Raw genomic sequence first — 18,313 nt, 5'->3', positions numbered from 1 at the left:
TTTGTTGCCTGAAGGTTTGTTACTGATTTAGGGTAACTCCTTTGTCGTTGCACTGATATTTTGGCTTGGTTTTGAGACAACACCTGAAGAAGTTTTAACTAAAATTCTATATTCATAAGACTTACCAGGCTTTACCTCAGTATCGATATATTCGGCATTTAGTCTGCCATTTACCTCTGCGATTTGGCTAAATTTATTAGCTCCTGCATCACTTCTTTGAATAATATAGCTTGCCACGGTGCTATCAGGATGTGGTCTCCAGATAACTTTTACACGTCCTGGAAGCCCTGTAATAGCTTGCGAAAACGGTACTGAGTCAAGCAGTGGCTTTGTAGTTGCTGTTGCGATCGTGCCCGGTTGAGAGATGGCGTTACTTGAGTAGGTTCTCATTTGGTATGAGTAAGTTGTCTCTGGAGCTAGATCACGATCCACATAGTGCGTAGCAAAGCGGTCTTTTATGTTTGCAACTAGTTGCATTTTTGAGTTTGCATCATTTGGATTTGAGCGGTAAAGATAGTAGCCAACGACGCTCTCATCGGTCACTGGATTCCACTCGAAGCCAACTTCTGTCATATCTGAAATAGTTTTTAAACTTGTAATCGTAGGCAGTGACATACTTTGCTGAGTCGGTACGCTAGAGCCGCATCCCGCTAAGAAAACTGCTAAAAATGGTGTCAATATGCGTAGGGCAAATTTTTTCATCAAAAATCTCCTTGGGAATTTTTTTGTAAATTATCTGGTTAAAGTCATCATACGTTTTTGCGGTAAATTCTACCCTTTTGCCAGTTCTGGGATGGATAAAATAGAGCATATAAGCGTGAAGCATAACCCTGCTTATTTTATCGCCTTGGCTCTTAAATCCGTATAAATCATCGCCTAAAATGTGGCGGTTTATGCTAGACAGGTGCACTCTTATCTGATGAGTCCTGCCTGTAAAAAGTTTTGCTGCTATCAAATTTACTCCGCCTTCGCTTAGCAAATTTACAAAGGCACTTTTTGCAAATTTAGCATCTGTGACGATCGCCTTTTTTAGGCGGTTATTTGGATTTCTACCGATTGGCTTTTCGATGATGACATCCTCTTTTAGCGGTAAGTCGGTGAGTGCTAGATAAATTCGCCCCATGCTCTTATCGCTTAGCTGCTCGCTTAGTTTTGCGTGGGTGAAGTTGTTTTTAGCAACGACGATAGCACCGCTCGTACCTTTATCTAGTCGGTGGACGATGCCAGCTCTTACGTCGCCATTTAAATTTGAGAGCATAAAGCCCTTTTTATTTAGCCATTCAACAAGTGTCGCCTCTTTTACACTTGGAGCTTGATGGACGACGATTTGTGGGGGCTTGTTTAGCACTATTAGATCGTCATCTTCGTAGATGATAGGGATGTCAAAATTTACTTCGTATTCGTTTTGCACCTCTTTTTTTGGGGCAAAATTTACGCAAATTTCATCGTTTTCACTTAACAAAAAGCTTGGTTTTAAGATTGGTTTTAAATTTACACTTACAAGGGAGTCTTTTATCAAATTTAAAGCTTGATTGCGTGAAATTTGAAGCTCTTTGGCTACTGCTACGTCGAGTCTTGAGCTATTTAAAACATTAAATTTAACCAAAATCAAAGCCTTGTTTGTGATATAATCTAGCCCAAAAATTAAGGTTTGCTTCTTGATAAAACTAGATCGGCGTATTTTAACACATTTTGATTTTATTCAGCCGTTTTTAATAATCCCAATTATCATAATTTCATATATCCTAGTTTCCGAAGCAAACGATATCTTAGCAAACAAACAGCTTATATATTTTGGCATAGGTTTTGCATCATTTTGCGTAGCATTTTTACTGCCCATTAGGCGTATCGACTGGATCATTCCGATGTTTTACTGGGTCTGCATCGTGCTGCTTTTAAGCGTTGATCTCTTTGGCGTTAGCAAACTAGGCGCTAGGCGCTGGCTAGAAATTCCCTTTGTTCACTTCACGCTTCAGCCATCAGAACTGATGAAGCCAGCCTTTTTGCTGATGTTAGCCTATCTCATCAAACAGCGTCCTCCAGAGGCTAATGGATACGGAGTAAAAGATTTTTTAAGACTTAGTTTTTATATACTTTTACCATTTGTGCTCATCATGAAAGAGCCTGATCTTGGCACTGCGCTCATACTTTTGATAGTTGGCTACACTATTCTTTTTGTCATCGGCGTAAATAAGAAAATTTGGATCACTATCATCCTTGCGATAGGCTTTTTGGCGCCGGTTTTGTATGAAAATTTACATGACTATCAAAAAAAGAGGATTCACGATTTCATCGCTGAAGAGCCAAGCTATCACGTCAAACAAAGTATCATCGCCATAGGTAGCGGCGGACTCAAAGGCAAGCCAAAGGACGAAGCGACGCAGACGCACTTTAAATTTTTGCCAATCGCCACTAGTGACTTCATCTTTGCCTACAATATCGAGCGTTTTGGCTTTTATGGTGGATTATTTCTACTTGGGCTTTATGGAGCACTTATAACACATCTTTTAAGTTTAAATTACGGTCTAAAAAACGACTATTTTACGCAAGTTACCACCACGGGGATTGCTGCACTTATTTTCGTTTATGTGGGTGTAAATGTCTCGATGACGATCGGTTTTGCACCAGTTGTAGGTGTGCCGCTACCATTTTTTAGTTACGGCGGAAGCAGCTTTGTTACGTTTATGGTACTTTTTGGAATTTTGCAAAATTTGCTAACTTTTAGATTTGATAGAACTTATAGCTTTATAAAAATTCGATTCTAAAAATTTCTCCACAAGTATCAAATATATAGTTTTGTCCTACCCTACTTTGTATTTTTTGATGCAAGATTTTATGGCATTTATAAGATATTTTATATCCTCTTTTGTATGCGTATAGTGAATGCTAACACGTACCCAGCCAGGTTTTGCTTCAAAAATGGTATTATCTTTTAAATTAAGCAGATCATGTCCATACGGCCCAGCGCAATCACAGCCTGCACGCGTTTGTATACCAAAATCACTACTTAAACTAGCAGCAAAATCATAAGGCGAAATGCCTTTTACATTAAATGCAAAAATAGGCAATCTGTCTAAATTTTCAGGGCAATAATTTATCACCTCATCTATCTTTTCTAGCTCTTTACAAAACATCTCACCTAGTTCACATTCAGCTACTTTTATATTATTAAGCCCGATTTCGTTTCTTAGTTTGTAGGCTAAATTTGCACGCATTAGCTGCATTATCGGTGGCGTGCCACCCTCTTCTAAATTTTCAACTTCATTAGTAAAAATATGTGATGTCCTGCTTACGTACTTGACTGTGCCTCCTGCTGCAAATGTAGGCAAATTTTTACAAAGATCTTTTTTGATAGCCAAAAGCCCACAACTCCCAACTCCTCCAAGTAGCTTGTGAGGCGAGAGAAACAGTGCGTCAAAATATCTGCAATCAATATTTTCATAAGCACTAAGAGTGGCTGCATCAAGAGCCAAAATGCCATTATATTTTTTAATCAGCGAGTAAATTTTTTTATAATTAGTTTTAACGCCAGTGACGTTTGAGGCGGCACTAAAGCTAGCTATTATCTTTCTTTTTGCATTTTGCTTTAATGTATTCTCAAGCATCGCATAGTCTATCTCATTGCTTTCATCAAGCTCTATACGTTTTATATCACAAAGCCCTTCTCTTAAGCTAACTTCAACAGAGTGATGCTCATAAGGGCCAATGATCGCTAGTGGCAAGTTTAAATTTCTTAAATTTGCTTCGCCGATCAAAGCTCTTGTAGCTGGTGAGATATAAATTCCCACTATCTCCTGAAATTTCTTTATTGCAGCCGTCGCTCCTTGACCAGTCGCGATAAGATAAAAACTATCATCAAGACCTAATAAGCTTTTTAGCTCAGCTCTTGCATTTTCGTAGTATTTTTGCGTTAGTACTGCGCTTGAACTACTATCTGAGTGAGTGTTTGCGTAGGTTTTTAAAAATTTTAAAATTTCATCTTCAATGGGCTTATAAGCAAGACCTGAAGCCGTGTAGTCAAAATAGTAAAGGCCTTCTTTTAAAATGATATTTTTTCTTACTTCATCGATATTTAGCAATGTTTTCCTTTTTTAAAGCAGGGATTATAATTAAATTTTCATAAAAAATCTTGCAAAACAAGCATCTTTTAAAGCAATAAATTTCTTTGTAAATTTTCTATATTTTTCTTTATTGTGCCATCTTTATAGATAGCAGATATTAAGGCGACCATGTCTGGCTTTACTCTAGCGACGCTTGCAATATTGCTAGCATTTATGCCTCCTATGACACATACATTCATTCCCATTTCTTTTGCTTGTGATATGGTTTGTGCCTTGCAAAGCGGCGCATTTGGTTTTGTTGGACTTTTAAACATCGCTCCAAAAGCCACATAGCTAGCACTATTTTGTTTTGCCCTAATGGCAAGCTCCAAGCTATCATAGCAGCTAACTCCCACGTAAGCATCATCTCCTAAAATTTCAAACGCTTCTTTTATGCTCGCATCATCTTTTCCCAAATGCACGGACTTTGCCCCGATATTAGCAGCAAATAAAATATCATCATTTACGATAAATCTAGCCCCAAATTTTTCGCATAAGTTGAAAATTTCACTAGCTAGCCTCTCATCTTTGGGTATTTTTTTAGAGCGAAATTGAAAAAATTTCACCCCACACTCTAAAATTTCTTTAGTGTATTGCAAGGCTAAATTTTCAGGCATCAACACATCGTCGCTAATCGCATAAATTTCAATCACTTATGCCAACTTTATGATTTAGTAGACGTTTGCCAAATTTTGTCGTAATTGCATTTTTAATAGCATTTAAAATGTATTTTTTGGCTAGTTTTATGGCCTCTTCTTTGGTGTATCCATTTGCGAGCAAGCAAGCCAGCGCACTTGCAAAGCTACATCCAGCCCCGTGCATGATCTCTGGTTTTATTAGTGGCTCTTTAAATTTAAGCACGTCACCATTTTTTTTAAAAAGAGTATCTTCACAAATTTCTGCAACCGTGCTTCGCTTTAAGATCATATCGCAAGGTAAATTTTTGCTATCAAGTTCCAAAACTTTGGCTTCATCGATATTTGGCGTGATAATGTCTGCAAATTTAAAAAGCTCTTTTAAGCTTGCTATCGCATCATCTTCAAGAAGCTTTGAGCCTGATTTTGCTACGCAAACTGGGTCTATTACTATTTTAATGCCTTGCTTATGAAATTTTTCAAGCCAAGAACCAACGCAAGATATAAGCTCTTTATTAAAAAGCATACCAACCTTTATGGCATCTATGTTTAGCTCTTCGTCTACCATTTTGATCTGCTCATTTAGATTTGTAGCATTTGTAGCAAAGATATTGCTAACGCCATTTGTGTTTTGTGCCGTAAGAGCCGTAATAGCCGTCGCCGCGTAGCAAGAAAATGCCTCGCATGTCTTAATATCAGCCTGCACGCCAGCACCACCAACACTATCACTTCCTGCAATGATTAATATATTTTTCATCTATCTCCCTTGCAACCTGAAATTTTATCAACACTAAAAGGATCATCGACTTTCCAACTACTTGAATACTTTTTAATGCTATTTTTTAATGCATCTACTAAATAATCCACGTCTTGTAGCGTATGCGTATAGTGGAGTCCAGCCCTTACCCAGCCTGGCTTATGGGTAAATAGTGCATCTTCTTTTAAATGAAGCAGATCATGTCCATATGGCCCAGCGCAAGAACATCCTGCACGCGTTTGAATGCCATATTCTTTGCTTAAAACTTTAGCTAGTTCATAAGGCGAAACACCGGCCACATTAAAAGAAAATATCGGCAAACGCTTTATGTTATTTGGATGATAGCACGTAAGCTCAGGAATTTCTGCTAGTCTTTTTTCCAAATACTCTCCAAGCTCGCTCTCGTTTTCATATATTGTCCCAAATCCTATCTCATTTCTTAGCCTATAGGCCAAATTTGCCCTTATAAGTCCTAAAATAGGCGGAGTGCCAGCCTCTTCTAGCTGCTCACTATCTTTTACAAATATAGCGTAGTTTTTGCTGACATAACTTACCGTTCCACCACCAGCAAATGTCGGCTCATCTGAGTTTGCAAGTATCTTTTTTATAGCAAGAAGCCCACAACTTCCAACTCCACCAAGTAATTTATGTGGCGATAAAAAAAGAGCATCAAAATAGTCACAATCAATATTTCCATAAGCGCTAAAGCTTGCAGCATCAAATGCCACAATGCCGCCATAAGATTTTATAAGAGTGTAAATTTTGCGGTAGTCGCTCAAAACCCCAGTCACATTTGAAGCCACACTAAAAGTTGCGATGATCTCACGACCGACATTTATCCTTAAAATTTGCTCCAAATGATTAAAGTCGATCCCTCCATTTTTATCAAGCCTGATACGCTCAACCTCACAAAGTGCTTGCCTAAAGCTTATCTCATTTGAATGATGCTCATAAGGGCCAAGCACCACAAGTGGAGAATTTTCATCTGGCTTTAGGGCATATCTTTTTTTTAATGCTGGCGGTGCATAAATTCCTAAAATTTCTTGAAATTTCTTTATCGCACCGGTAGCTCCATTGCCACAAGTAAAAAGATAAAAGCTCTCATCAAGTCCTAGCAAGCTTTTTAATTCACGTCTTGAATCTTCATAAATTTGAGCGGTTTTATAGGCATTTGATGAGCTGATAGAGTGCGTATTTGCGTAAGTTTGAAGTATTTTTGCTATCTCATCTTCGATAGGTTTATAAGCTAGCCCTGAAGCTGTAAAGTCAAAATAATAAATACCATTTTTTAAAATTATATTTTCTCTAATGTGCTCTAAATTTACCAAATCACAACCCTTGTTTTTTGCGTAGCATTATAGATTACTTTAGCTAAAATATACTACAATGCCCAAATAAAGGAGCCAATATAAAAGCTTTAAAATCAACATTTGAGCGAATGAAACACCTTGATATAAATGAACTTATTAAATTTCATCTCGTCTTTGATGAGTTTGATTTAAAGCACTCATATTATGATGTTTTTGAAGCGATCGAGGCTGAAATTTTAAACAACTTCTTAGCCTTGATGCCAAAATTTTACTTCGAGTCCGATACAAACGATGCTATAAAATCTGCCCTCATAAAACTCGCACGAAGCGATAGAAAAAAATTTAATGTAAATAAAATTTTACCTCAAAGCTTAGCTAGCAAAGTCTATGCAAAGCTTTTTGAAAAGAACTTTTTACTACTTGAGAAAAGCAGAGAAGTACTGCCAAAAAGATCAAAAAACCAAATGCTAAAAAAAGAAGAAAGGGGCTATAAAGTTGAGGATAAAATACATTTTAATAGCCATTTTTCAAGGTTTTGGTTTAGATTTATAGAGCCAAATTTAAGCTTGCTAAAAGCTGGTAAAAATGATGAAATTTTAGCCATTATAAAAAAAGAATTTGACGAATATGCAAGCCTTGGATTTGAAATTTTATGTGGTGAGCTAATGGCAAAAAAATTTATGATTAATGGCATATTTTTAAGTAGCTTTTGGAGCAGAAATATAGAGCTTGATATGCTATTAAATATAGGTGGCAAGATCATAGTTGGCGAGGCAAAATACAAAGAGAGAAAGGTTTGTAAAAACGTGCTAAATTTACTATTAAAAAAATGCGAAAAACTAAATATCAAGCCAGATATTATCGCTCTTTTTTCAAAGAGTGGATTTAGTAGCGAGCTAAGAAATTTAAAAGATGAAAGGCTAAGGCTTTATAAAATTAGCGATTTTGAGGAACTTTTAAAATGAACGAACACGATATCCAAGCTGGCTTAAAAAGCCTGATAGAGCAGACTTATCTGATAGAAAACGAATATAAAAATTTAACATCATCTTACGCAAACTTGCAAAATTTCATTAAAGATATTGTAGAAATTTTGCCAAATGCTATCTGGGTGTTAGATGAAAATGATGAGATCTTTTTACAAAACTCAGAAGCAGTAAGACTTGGTAAAATTTTTAAAGAGATACCAAAAAAAGAGGGCGAGATAAATGTAGATGGGCAAATTTATCTTTTTAAAACAAGCTCTAAAGACAATAAACTAATAATCTCTGCAACAAATATAACAGTAGAAAAACGCACCGAGCGGCTTGCCTCTATGGGCCAAGTAGCGGCTCACCTAGCCCACGAGATCAGAAATCCAGTAGGCTCTATCTCGCTTTTAGCTTCAACTCTACTTAAAAGAGCTGATGAGCGCACAAAGCCTATCGTAAATCAAATACAAAAAGCTACATGGCGAGTCGAACGCATAATCAAAGCCACTCTACTTTTCACAAAAGGCCTTAACATAAATGCACAAATTTTTGACTTTTCACAACTTAAAAAAGAGTGCGAAGAGGCTATAAATTTTTACGACTATTCAAAGGATATTAGATTTAGCCTAGAATTTCCAGATGGCAAATATACGGGCGATCTTGATCTACTAGCCATCGTCTTTCAAAATATTTTATTTAACGCCATTGATGCTATCGAAGAGAGCGATGATGATGAAGGAGAGATCATTTTAAGCTATGAAAAAACACCGAGTGAGCATAAATTTATCATTTATGATAGTGGCGAGCCTATCAAAGATAAAGCTATAGTTTTTGAGCCATTTAAAAGCAGCAAGCTAAAAGGAAACGGCCTTGGACTACACCTTTGCTTGCAGATCATAGAGGCTCACAAAGGCAGTATCGAGATCACACTAAATCCAAAAACATTTTGCATAAATTTACCAATAAAGGAGAAAGAATGAAAATACAAAACGAACTTGAGGCTTTTAAAAAATCTCTTCAAACGCTTGATTTAAGAGAAATTTCAAACGATGGAGCAAAAAACGTTGCATTTATCTGTATCGATATGATAGAGGCTTTTGCTGGCAGTGGCGCGCTCTCTAGTCAAAGAGTAGCTGACTTATCAAAAGGGATCGCGACACTTTTTGATAGAGCGTGGAGAGATTTTGGTTTTAGAAATTTTATCCTTATAGAAGATAGACACACCAGTGATTCAAAAGAATTTGAGAATTTTCTGCCACATGCCATACTTGATACAAATGAGATAAAAACTGTAAAAGAGATAGAGGATCTAAGCTTTTTTAAAGAGATCAAGACATTTTATAAAAACTCTTTAAGCATTGCGTTTAATAAAGAATTTGAGAAATTTTTAGAGCAAAACCCACAAATTGACACTTTTATTGTTACTGGAGATTGCACTGATATGTGCGTTTATCAGTGCGTTAGTTATCTTAAACTACGAGCCAATGAATATAATAAAAAAGTAAGAGTTATCGTGCCGTTTGATCTTACGCAAACATATGACATACCAGGACACAATGGCGATTTTTACCACGAGATGTTTTCTCTTCATATGAAGCTAGCACTTGGTGCTGATGTGGTAAAGAGTATTAAATTTTAAAGCTTGCTTGAAATATTTATGAGCCTATTTAGCTCGTCAAATTTAAAGCTAAGCTCGTTTTTATTCGCTACGATCTCATTAGGACTTTCGCTAAATTTCATATCACAGCTTAGCAAAAGTCCTTTGACAAGGATTTTGTGATCTAGATCGTAAGTGCTTAAACACTCATTTACTACGCTCAAAAGCTCATTTGCTAGCACTGGCTCTTCAAAGACCACATCCGCTCTAAAAGCCACATACGCCGCTCCACCCTCGTACTCTATCCTATAATAATTTTGCTCATCAAAAGCGGTGCAAAGAACCATACTAATCGTATGGCCATTGAAATTTCCATCTAGCTCAAATCGTGGCGTGCTAAACGCACTAAGTCCAAATTTCTCGCCAAACTCACGTGCCTTATTTGCAAGCTTGAGCAACCGCTCATCAAAGCCATTTATATTTTCATAACCACAAAGCCACGTATTTGACGAGAAGCTTTCAGAGCCGATAAACTGCATGTCAAACTCACGCTCATCAAAGTAAATTTTGCCACTATCAAAATCAACCTGCCAGTTGCTACCTTCAACAAGTAGCTTAAATACACGTTTTTGAAGTAATGTCGCTTTGCCAACACATGCGCTAAAAAGCTCGCTCCAGTTACTTTTATCTATGCCAAGCTTATCTAAAAACATCGCTTCTCCGGGCATTAGCAAGCTATTGCTTGAAGTGCTTTTTCTTTAAAGCTGTCATTTACAACAAATTTTGTCTTATAGACAAAAATTTGAGCTGTATTTTCATTTTTTATCTTAATAACAAGACGCTTATCATTGTTCGTGCCACTTTTTATATGTTCGTTATAGCCAAGATTATAAAGGTTAGTTATCTTATCTTTGCTAAGCTCACTAAGGCATAAAAGTACCTCTAGCTCAGCATACTCTCTTACTTTTTGAGGGGCGCTCGCCTCTTCATTTTTGCTAAATTTAGAGTTTTGTTTTAGCTTTCTTGTCTTAAAGTCTAAATTTTGTGCATCTTCTAGGCTATAAACCTCGTTTAAATTTGTCCTTACAAATTGATCATCTTTTGTGATATTTATCCTAAAAGCATAAGGCAGGTCGCGTTTTGCTTCATCTTTTACTATATCTTCGATGTTGCCAAGCTCTCTTTCAAAGACTGCGATCTCGATATTTCCGTGAAAATCAAGCACGTTTATAGTGCCCATTTTCTTGCCACTTTTGGTTATCCTTGTGCTAAAGTCTTCGATCTTCCCAACGACTAAAATTTCTGCACTTTGTGGCAAGCTCTCAAATTCTGAGCTTAGAGTGTATTTTATCTTGTTGATCTCGTCTTTATAATCATCAAGTGGGTGGCCTGAGAGGTAGATACCAACGCTCTCTTGCTCAAATTTTAAAATTTGTTTGATGTCAAATTCATCATTTATCGTGACAAAATTTATCTTCACATCGTTCATGCTCTCATCTTCGCCAAACAAGCTCTCAACTGCATTTTTACGGATCTGAGCAGCACTTTTGCAAGCTTCTATGATATTTTCTACATTTTGCATAAGCATCTTGCGACTAAAGCCAAACTCATCAAAGCAACCAGCTTTTATGAGGCTTTCAAAGACCTTTTTATTTACTTTAAATGGATCGATCCTTGAGACAAAGTCGTCCATACTCTTAAACTCGCCATTTGCTTCACGCTCAGTGATAATGTTTTCAATAGCCGCTCCGCCAACGCCTTTAATCGCACCAAGCCCAAAGATAATGCCGTCATGATCGCCATTTTTAACGACGCTAAATTCTTTAGTTGATTTATTTATAGATGGCGGCAAAGTATCTATATTTATGCGTTTTATCTCATCGATATAGCGAACGATCTTATCGACGTTGCTCTCTTCGCTTGTAAGAAGTGCCGCCATAAATTCAGCCGGATAATAGGCCTTAAGATAAGCTGTTTGAAAGGTAACATAAGCGTAAGCTGCGGAGTGAGATTTATTAAAACCATATCCTGCAAATTTTACAATTAGCTCAAAAAGATCGTCTGCTTTTTGTCCATTTAGCCCTTTTGCCTCAGCACCTTTTACAAACTCACCCTTTAGCCTGTCCATCTCTTCTTTGATCTTTTTACCCATCGCACGGCGCACAAGATCCGCTCCACCAAGGCTAAAGCCACCTATGGCTTGAACGATTTGCATAACTTGCTCTTGATAGACGATGACACCGTATGTTGGCGCAAGGATTGGCTCAAGCTCTTTAAATGAGTAGGTTATCTCGGCCTCGCCATGTTTTCTTTTGACAAAGTCATCAAGCATGCCACTTTCCATCGGTCCTGGGCGGTAGAGCGCTAGCATCGCGACGATATCCTCAAAGCAGTCTGGACGCAAGCTAGTTCCTAGCTTTCTCATGCCCTCGCCCTCGATTTGGAAAATTCCTATCGCTTGGCCGCTTTGTATCATTTTATAAACATTAGAATCGTTTTTATCGATCTGTTCCCAAATGATATCCTTACCAGTTCGTTGTTTTACCAGTTTTATGGCATTATCGATAACCGTTAGTGTTTTTAGTCCAAGAAAGTCAAATTTAATTAAATCAACATCCTCAAGATATTTAAGGCTATACTGCGTAACATATCGATCTTCTGGGCTGTTTGGCTGACGAAATAGCGGAGTTTTATTCCAAAGCTCCTCATTTGAAATAACGACACCTGCTGCGTGCTGACCAGCGTTTCTATTTAGCCCCTCAAGATCAAGTGCAAATTTCCAAATTTTAGCTGCCTTTGGATTTTGGTTTATTAGCTCAGCTATCTTTGGCTCTTTTTCATAAGCATCTTTTAGCGTAATACCAAGTTCATCAGGTATTAACTTTGCCATCGCATCGGCTTCGGCGTAAGGCATATCACAAACCCTAGCAACATCCCTAATGACACCTTTTGCGAGCAATTTACCAAATGTAATAACGCCAGCAACGTTAAATTTTCCATATTTTTGCGTAACATAGTCAATTATCTCGCCACGCCTACTTTGACAAAAATCCACGTCGATATCTGGCATACTAACACGCTCTGGGTTTAGAAACCTCTCAAAAAGTAGGTTGTATGGGATTGGATCAAGGTCAGTGATCTTTAGCGAGTAAGCGACCAAGCTACCAGCCGCAGAACCACGTCCTGGACCAACAGGCACGCCTCTACTTTTAGCCTCATTTATGAAGTCCCAAACGATCATCATGTAGCCTGGGAAATTCATTTTATTTATGATGCCAATCTCTATCTCAAGGCGCTTTTTGTATTCGTCATGTAAATTTTCAGGGACAAATTTTAGCCTCTCTTCAAGCCCCTTTCTGCATTCATATTCAAAAAATAAAGCATCATTTTTAAAGCTATATCTATTTTCTGGCTCTGGAAGTGTTAAATTTCTCTCTTTAGCATACTCAAGCGTAAATTTAAAATTTGGCGGAGTTGGGTTGCCAAGCTTGATCTCAAGATTGCACTTATCTACGATCTCTTGGGTATTTTCTATCACTTCAGGGATATCTAAAAATAGCTCACTCATCTGCTCTTTGCTTTTTACAAAAAATTCATGGACGCTGTGGCGAAGTCGGTTTGGATCATCTAAAGTTTTGTTCATCGCGATGCACATAAAAACCTCATGTGCGTCGGCTCGCTCTTTAAAAGTGTAGTGAGTATCGTTTGTAGCGATAACCTTTATGCCAGTCTCTTTGGCGATGCGTAAAATGTCATCATCAATGCGTTTTTGATCGCCGATGCCGTGACGCATAATCTCAAGATAAAAGTCATCTCCAAAAATTTCTTTATACTCAAGCGCGACCTCTTTTGCTCTCTCATAGCCCTTTGCGCCAAATTTCACATTGCGATCACTTAAATTTAGATGCCAACTCACCTCGCCCTGCAAGCAAGCAGAGCTACAAACCAAGCCCTCGCTGTGCTCTTTTAAAATTTTTTTATTGATACGAGGATAGTAGTAAAAGCCCTCGATGTAGCTCATGGAGCTAAGATACATTAAATTTTTATAGCCAGTCTCGTTTTTGGCGATTAGTATAAGGTGAAAGCGCTGTTTAGTACTCTTGTCATCAAGCTGCTCGCCATTATGAACGTAAGCTTCGATGCCAATTAGCGGTTTTATCCCCTCTTTTTTCATCGCCTTGTAAAAATCTATCGCTCCAAACATATTGCCGTGATCAGTAATCGCTGCTGCTGTGTCGCCTCTATCATGAAGCACATGAGCTAGCTCTTTTATCTTGTTCGCTCCGTCAAGAAGGGAGTATTCGGTGTGTAAATGCAGGTGTGTAAAGCTAGAATTTTCACTCATTTTTTATCCTTTTTTAATGAGTGGATTTTACAAAATTTTGGCTAATAAGGTGCTTGATGAAAACTTAATGTGAGCTTTAAAAAATTTATAGAATTTGTAGTTTGCAGCTAAGAACGAAGCGCGCTGCCATCTGACGCACTATGCTATTAAGGTCTTGTAAATTTTAAAATTTATGAGCGAATAATTTCGGCTCTAAAATTTGAGTTAAGCGGTCAGTGAAGCCAAAATTTAGTAGTCAATTCTTATAAGTAAATGGAATTTGAAAATCTATAAAGTGAAAAAGAATTAGATCGCGGACTAAGCCGCAATCCATTATAGATAAACTGGGATATTTGTGTGTTCTAAGAAAAATCTTGAAGTGCCACCAAGCACCATTTCCATAAGACCATTTTCACCATATCTGCTAGCAACGATTAGATCAGCATTTCTATCAATAGCTGCTTTCAAAAGTGCTTCACCAGGTATCATCGTGGTAGCGATCACTTCAAAAGTGGCTGATATGCCATGAATTTTGAAGTACTCTTCAAGCTTTTTAAGATTTAGTTCAGCATTATCGCCAAGGCTTGCTTTTGAGGTAATGCACTGAACCTTTTTCGCCTTTTTTAAAAGATCTATCGAGCCTGTTAAAGCCCTTGAGCTTTGAGTAGTGCCTGTCCAGCTAACAAGGATATTATCAGCTTTAAACTCACGCATTTTTCTAGGGATTACAATCGCATTTTTACCACTTTTTAAAACAGCTGACTCAAATGTACCAGTGATCTTTCCATCAAGTGGCACAGCAGCCACAACTAGGTCGCAAAATTTACTCTCTTGCTCCACTATCGCGCTTCTTTTGCCGCTATGGATCGTAAAATTTGCAGTGCAAACATCTTCAATGATTTCACTAGTTACTTTTATGCCAAGCTCAGCACAAATTTTATTGAAAATTTTCTCATTCTCTTCATGCTCGACAGCTAGTTCAGATTTAGCTGATTTTAGAAATTCTTCAAAAAGCACTCCTCCACGAAGCGTCATTTTCATATTATAAACTACGCTTGGGTCGAGCTGGCAAGTCATAATTTCCATATGTGTGTTAAACCACTGAGCAACCTTTAGGGCACCATAAATTCTTGGCTCGATATCGTCTCCAGCTCCTATTGGAAAAAGCAACTTTTTGTATTTCATCATCTGTCCTTTAAAATTTATTCGACTAAAGAGAGCGAAATTTTATTTCCTTTTTGCTCGCTCACACATACTTTGACCTGATCACCTACATTTAATGGAGCTTTTATCTTCGAGATATGAAGCAAGCCATCAATGCCATCTTTTAGCTCGATAAACACACCAAAATCAACCACACTCTTTACGGTTCCCAAAAACTCATCACCGATATTAAAATTTGGTTTTGAACGCTCTTTGTCGTGCTTAAATGGCTTTTTACCAAATGAACGTCCATTGTCTTTTGAAGTGATGGAAATGATGTAGTCTTTTGCTGCATCAACATTTTTCTTTGCACCACCTGCGATTTTTACCTCGCCTTTTTCTCTATCAAGATCGATTGAGACTTCAAATTTCTCAATGATCTCTTTTATAGTCTTGCCAGCTTGTCCGATGATGTCTACGATCTTGCTTGGATCGACACTAAATAATTCAAGTTTTGGAAGCACATCTTCATTTATTTCTATATTTTTATCCGCTTCTGCCATCAAGGATAAGATATGCTCTCTACCACGTTTTGCTTGATAAAGTGCCTCTTTTAGCACTTCTAAGCTAATGCCACCAAGCTTAATATCCATCTGAAGCGCTGTGATGCCATCACTTGTGCCTGCTACTTTAAAGTCCATATCGCCGTCATGATCTTCAAGTCCCATGATATCTGTTAGCACTGCATGCTTATCGCCTTCAAATATTAGTCCCATAGCGACACCTGCGACAAGTTTTAAAGTATTTACGCCAGCTGCTCTAAGTGCGAGCGAGCCACCGCAAACGCTAGCCATCGAGCTTGAGCCGTTGCTCTCTAAAATTTCTGAAACGACTCTTATTGTGTATGGAGAAGCTAGATCGATACTTGGCGCAAGGGCACGTTTGGCTAAATTTCCATGTCCAAGCTCACGTCTACCAGGAGCTTTTAGTGGACTTGCCTCACCTACGCTAAAGCCTGGGAAGTTGTAGTTAAACATAAATTTCTCTACAAAAGGTACTTTTTCAGTGAGGATGTCATACATTTGAGCGTCACTGTCAGTGCCAAGAGTAGTGACAACTAGGGCTTGTGTCTGTCCTCTTGTAAAGAGGCATGAGCCATGTGCATTTGGAAGCACATTTGTTTCGATACTAATAGGCCTAACCTCTTCAAGACCACGTCCATCAGCCCTTACACCCTCGTTTATGATCTGCTCTCTTACGATTTTCTTTTTATATTTGCCAAGGACATTTGTGATGACAGCCTCGTCCCAGCCCTCTTTTTGAGCGACCTCATCACTTGAAATTTGTTTCGCGATCTTGCTAAGTTCGCTAGCGCGCTCGCTTTTTGCCATTTGATTGATCGCATTTTTGACTTCAGCTTTATAAAATTTATCGATGTAAATAGCGATATTTTCATTTTCTATCTCAGGTTTTAGCTCAAGCGCAGCGTCCTCTTTTTTATGCTCTTTGAAAGCTTCTTCGTAAGCACTGCTAGCTCTTAGTATCGCCTTACCAGCAAAATCAATCGCCTCAACCATCATATCTTCGCTAAATTCATTCATCAGCTGTTTTTGAGCCATGCTATCACTTAAGCTCGGATCTATCATCGGCTCAATCGCAACCATTGGGATAAGCTGCGTAGTTTGCTGAGGCAAGCTTCTCATCTCTATCATCAAAAGCTCATCTTTTGTGCCAGCTACATAAAGATCGATCGCACTTTGTTTTAGTTCAGAGTTGCTTGGGTTGATCACAAATTTTTCATCTATATAACCAACTCTCACTCCACAAACTGGGCGATTTACTGGGATGTCGCTAAGATATAGTGCAACTGAGGCTGCATTTAGGCTTACAACTTGCAAATCAACCTCAGGATCAGCTGAAAGCACCATTACAACGATTTGAGTTGGATATGCGTAACCTTTTGGAAAAAGTGGTCTAAGAGATCTATCGATGATGCGAGCTGTTAGCGTTTCAAAGTCGCCTGGCTTTGTCTCGCGCTTAACATATCCACCTGGAATTTTACCAGCGGCGTAAGCTTTTTCGATGTACTGCACCGTTAGAGGTAAAAAATCCTCCTCAACTTGTGTGTCCTCTCTTGCAACAGTTGCTAAAACTACGGTATTTTTTACCCTCAAAAGCACTGCTCCGCTAGCTTGTTTTGCTACTTTATTAAGGTCAAAAATTTCAACCTGATTATTGACTTCTATACTATATTGCATTATTTTTATCTCCTTGTTGTTTTTGTAACGGCAAATAATAAGGGCTCTCTTCTAATATTGACATGATACGCTCACTCGTAGCTTCGATCTTTTTCTCGTAATACGAATCCACATCGATAAAATCAACGATCTTATTTATCGTGTAAATTTCATCAACCATATCATTTAAATTTGTAAAGACATCAGTAGCAATCACTGGTGTTGCGTATGAGATGGATTTTACCTTCACATCAAGCAACGTCTTTATGCAAATAAGTGCCGTCATACCAGTCTCGCACCCCTCATCGATTAGTAAAATATTTTTATCTTTTAGCTCTCCTATCAAATTTCCTTTTCGGTATTTATAAACGTTTTTTAAAATTTTTTCTTCATATTTTCTATGCGCTTCGCCATAAATATAGTCATAGCTTATATTAAAAGCTTTTATAAGCTTATCGTTTAATACTATATCTTCTGTCTCACTAACTATTGCAACGTCGCATTCGCTATTATTTGGCGCAGGTATTGGCTCACTAAAGAGCATCTCGTAGCTTAAATTTAAGCTTCTACAAACTGCATCTGTGAGTATAACTGACTCAAGCGACATACAAACAACTATTGTCTTTTTATCTACGAGCTCTTTTTTTGGCAAAATTTCAATTAGCTTGCTAGCTGCTTCTAATTGATCCTTAAATTTAGCCGTTATCATTTAGTTGGCGCTCGATTTTGTGCTGCTTTGCGAAAAGTCATAGTGCAAACCGCCCATTGGATAGAAATTTATCGTGAAATAAATACCATTTTTTCTGGTTGATGCTGAGCCATTTATTGTTGTTGTTGGCTCGACATCTTGTTGATAAATTATCCCGTAATTCCAGCATTTTCTTTGGTGAAGTACGCCAACTCTCCAGCTTTTTGTGTAGCTTCGCTCGATATCATATTGCCAGCCGCCAATAAGACTATACTGATGAGGTAATTTTACTCCAAGACCACTTGTAAAATAGCTATCTTTTGTCGCACTATTTTTTATTTTGCTATCATTTTTCTTCATGGTGTGAAGCATATTTAGCCAAAATAGATCATTTGTGTATGAAAATCCACTTTGTATCTTTTTAAGCTCTTTGCTCTTGTGCGAATACTCAAGCTTATTATAAAGGCTTAAATTTTCAAATGGATATAGATAGATAGCATTTTTTAAATTCGAATATTCATCTTCTTTTGTGTAATATCCTTGAGAAATAC

15 protein-coding genes and 1 pseudogene are annotated in these 18,313 nt (G+C 37.7%); 4 read left to right on the top strand and 12 right to left on the bottom strand.

Translation table 11 applies throughout. The annotated features are described in order from the left end of the window. Window positions 1-27: 27 nt before the first annotated feature. Together F3G69_RS03310 and F3G69_RS03305 are read right to left on the bottom strand one after the other, a co-directional pair. On the bottom strand, window positions 28-702 hold the full coding sequence (locus tag F3G69_RS03310; RefSeq protein ID WP_188115330.1) for a fibronectin type III domain-containing protein: 675 nt from the start codon (window positions 700-702) through the stop codon (window positions 28-30). Then, window positions 635-1,606: an RluA family pseudouridine synthase gene (locus tag F3G69_RS03305; protein ID WP_149714408.1), complete on the bottom strand. Its 972-nt coding sequence runs from the start codon at window positions 1,604-1,606 to the stop codon at window positions 635-637. The genes F3G69_RS03310 and F3G69_RS03305 overlap by 68 nt, the downstream gene beginning before the upstream one ends. A 52-nt stretch (window positions 1,607-1,658) precedes the next feature. Between F3G69_RS03305 and F3G69_RS03300 the strand changes: the two genes are divergently transcribed. Continuing rightward, window positions 1,659-2,765, top strand: coding sequence for an FtsW/RodA/SpoVE family cell cycle protein (locus F3G69_RS03300; RefSeq protein ID WP_103629467.1), 1,107 nt, complete (start codon window positions 1,659-1,661; stop codon window positions 2,763-2,765). A 36-nt stretch (window positions 2,766-2,801) separates the two neighbouring features. Here F3G69_RS03300 and F3G69_RS03295 read toward each other — a convergent pair whose 3' ends face one another. The 4 genes from F3G69_RS03295 to F3G69_RS03280 all read right to left on the bottom strand — a co-directional run bounded on the left by F3G69_RS03295 (window position 2,802) and on the right by F3G69_RS03280 (window position 6,820). After that, window positions 2,802-4,079 carry an aminotransferase class V-fold PLP-dependent enzyme gene (locus F3G69_RS03295; protein WP_149714407.1) on the bottom strand — a complete coding sequence of 426 codons (1,278 nt, stop codon included), beginning with the start codon at window positions 4,077-4,079 and terminating at the stop codon, window positions 2,802-2,804. A gap of 68 nt (window positions 4,080-4,147) precedes the next feature. After that, on the bottom strand, window positions 4,148-4,753 hold the full coding sequence (thiE, locus tag F3G69_RS03290; RefSeq protein ID WP_149714406.1) for a thiamine phosphate synthase: 606 nt from the start codon (window positions 4,751-4,753) through the stop codon (window positions 4,148-4,150). Beyond that, window positions 4,746-5,492, bottom strand: coding sequence for a hydroxymethylpyrimidine/phosphomethylpyrimidine kinase (locus tag F3G69_RS03285; RefSeq protein ID WP_149714405.1), 747 nt, complete (start codon window positions 5,490-5,492; stop codon window positions 4,746-4,748). The genes thiE and F3G69_RS03285 overlap by 8 nt, the downstream gene beginning before the upstream one ends. Beyond that, window positions 5,489-6,820, bottom strand: a complete 1,332-nt coding sequence (locus F3G69_RS03280; protein ID WP_149714404.1) for an aminotransferase class V-fold PLP-dependent enzyme — start codon at window positions 6,818-6,820, stop codon at window positions 5,489-5,491. The genes F3G69_RS03285 and F3G69_RS03280 overlap by 4 nt, the downstream gene beginning before the upstream one ends. 110 nt (window positions 6,821-6,930) lie before the next feature. Here F3G69_RS03280 and F3G69_RS03275 point away from each other — a divergent pair, with 110 nt between their 5' ends. From F3G69_RS03275 to F3G69_RS03265, 3 genes are read left to right on the top strand one after another with little or no spacing between them, the layout of a single operon-like run. Further along, window positions 6,931-7,767: a DUF234 domain-containing protein gene (locus F3G69_RS03275; protein ID WP_149714403.1), complete on the top strand. Its 837-nt coding sequence runs from the start codon at window positions 6,931-6,933 to the stop codon at window positions 7,765-7,767. Further along, complete coding sequence (locus tag F3G69_RS03270) at window positions 7,764-8,753, top strand: sensor histidine kinase (protein WP_149714402.1); 990 nt, start codon at window positions 7,764-7,766, stop codon at window positions 8,751-8,753. The genes F3G69_RS03275 and F3G69_RS03270 overlap by 4 nt, the downstream gene beginning before the upstream one ends. After that, window positions 8,750-9,412: a cysteine hydrolase family protein gene (locus F3G69_RS03265; RefSeq protein ID WP_149714401.1), complete on the top strand. Its 663-nt coding sequence runs from the start codon at window positions 8,750-8,752 to the stop codon at window positions 9,410-9,412. Before F3G69_RS03270 ends, F3G69_RS03265 begins: the two co-directional genes overlap by 4 nt. Here F3G69_RS03265 and F3G69_RS03260 read toward each other — a convergent pair. The 6 genes and pseudogenes from F3G69_RS03260 to F3G69_RS09450 form a co-directional block, all read right to left on the bottom strand. Further along, window positions 9,409-10,083, bottom strand: coding sequence for a DUF6882 domain-containing protein (locus tag F3G69_RS03260; protein ID WP_188115329.1), 675 nt, complete (start codon window positions 10,081-10,083; stop codon window positions 9,409-9,411). The genes F3G69_RS03265 and F3G69_RS03260 overlap by 4 nt on opposite strands. Window positions 10,084-10,097: 14 nt before the next feature. Beyond that, entirely contained in the window at window positions 10,098-13,715 is a 3,618-nt protein-coding gene (dnaE, locus tag F3G69_RS03255) for a DNA polymerase III subunit alpha (RefSeq protein WP_149714399.1), read from the bottom strand. Window positions 13,716-14,027: 312 nt separating this feature from the next. Next, window positions 14,028-14,879: a universal stress protein gene (locus tag F3G69_RS03245; protein ID WP_021091781.1), complete on the bottom strand. Its 852-nt coding sequence runs from the start codon at window positions 14,877-14,879 to the stop codon at window positions 14,028-14,030. A 17-nt stretch (window positions 14,880-14,896) separates the two neighbouring features. Continuing rightward, window positions 14,897-17,095, bottom strand: a complete 2,199-nt coding sequence (locus F3G69_RS03240) for a polyribonucleotide nucleotidyltransferase (RefSeq protein ID WP_149714398.1) — start codon at window positions 17,093-17,095, stop codon at window positions 14,897-14,899. After that, on the bottom strand, window positions 17,085-17,783 hold the full coding sequence (locus F3G69_RS03235; protein ID WP_021091548.1) for a hypothetical protein: 699 nt from the start codon (window positions 17,781-17,783) through the stop codon (window positions 17,085-17,087). The genes F3G69_RS03240 and F3G69_RS03235 overlap by 11 nt, the downstream gene beginning before the upstream one ends. Next, window positions 17,784-18,313: pseudogene (locus F3G69_RS09450) on the bottom strand (LPS-assembly protein LptD); the annotation flags it as partial.

The sequence above is a fragment of the Campylobacter concisus genome (assembly GCF_902460625.1).
In the GTDB taxonomy this organism is placed as follows: Bacteria; Campylobacterota; Campylobacteria; order Campylobacterales; family Campylobacteraceae; genus Campylobacter_A; species Campylobacter_A concisus_AD.
The sequence above is the reverse complement of the archived record's forward strand: the minus strand, read 5'-3'. Positions and strand labels throughout refer to the sequence as shown.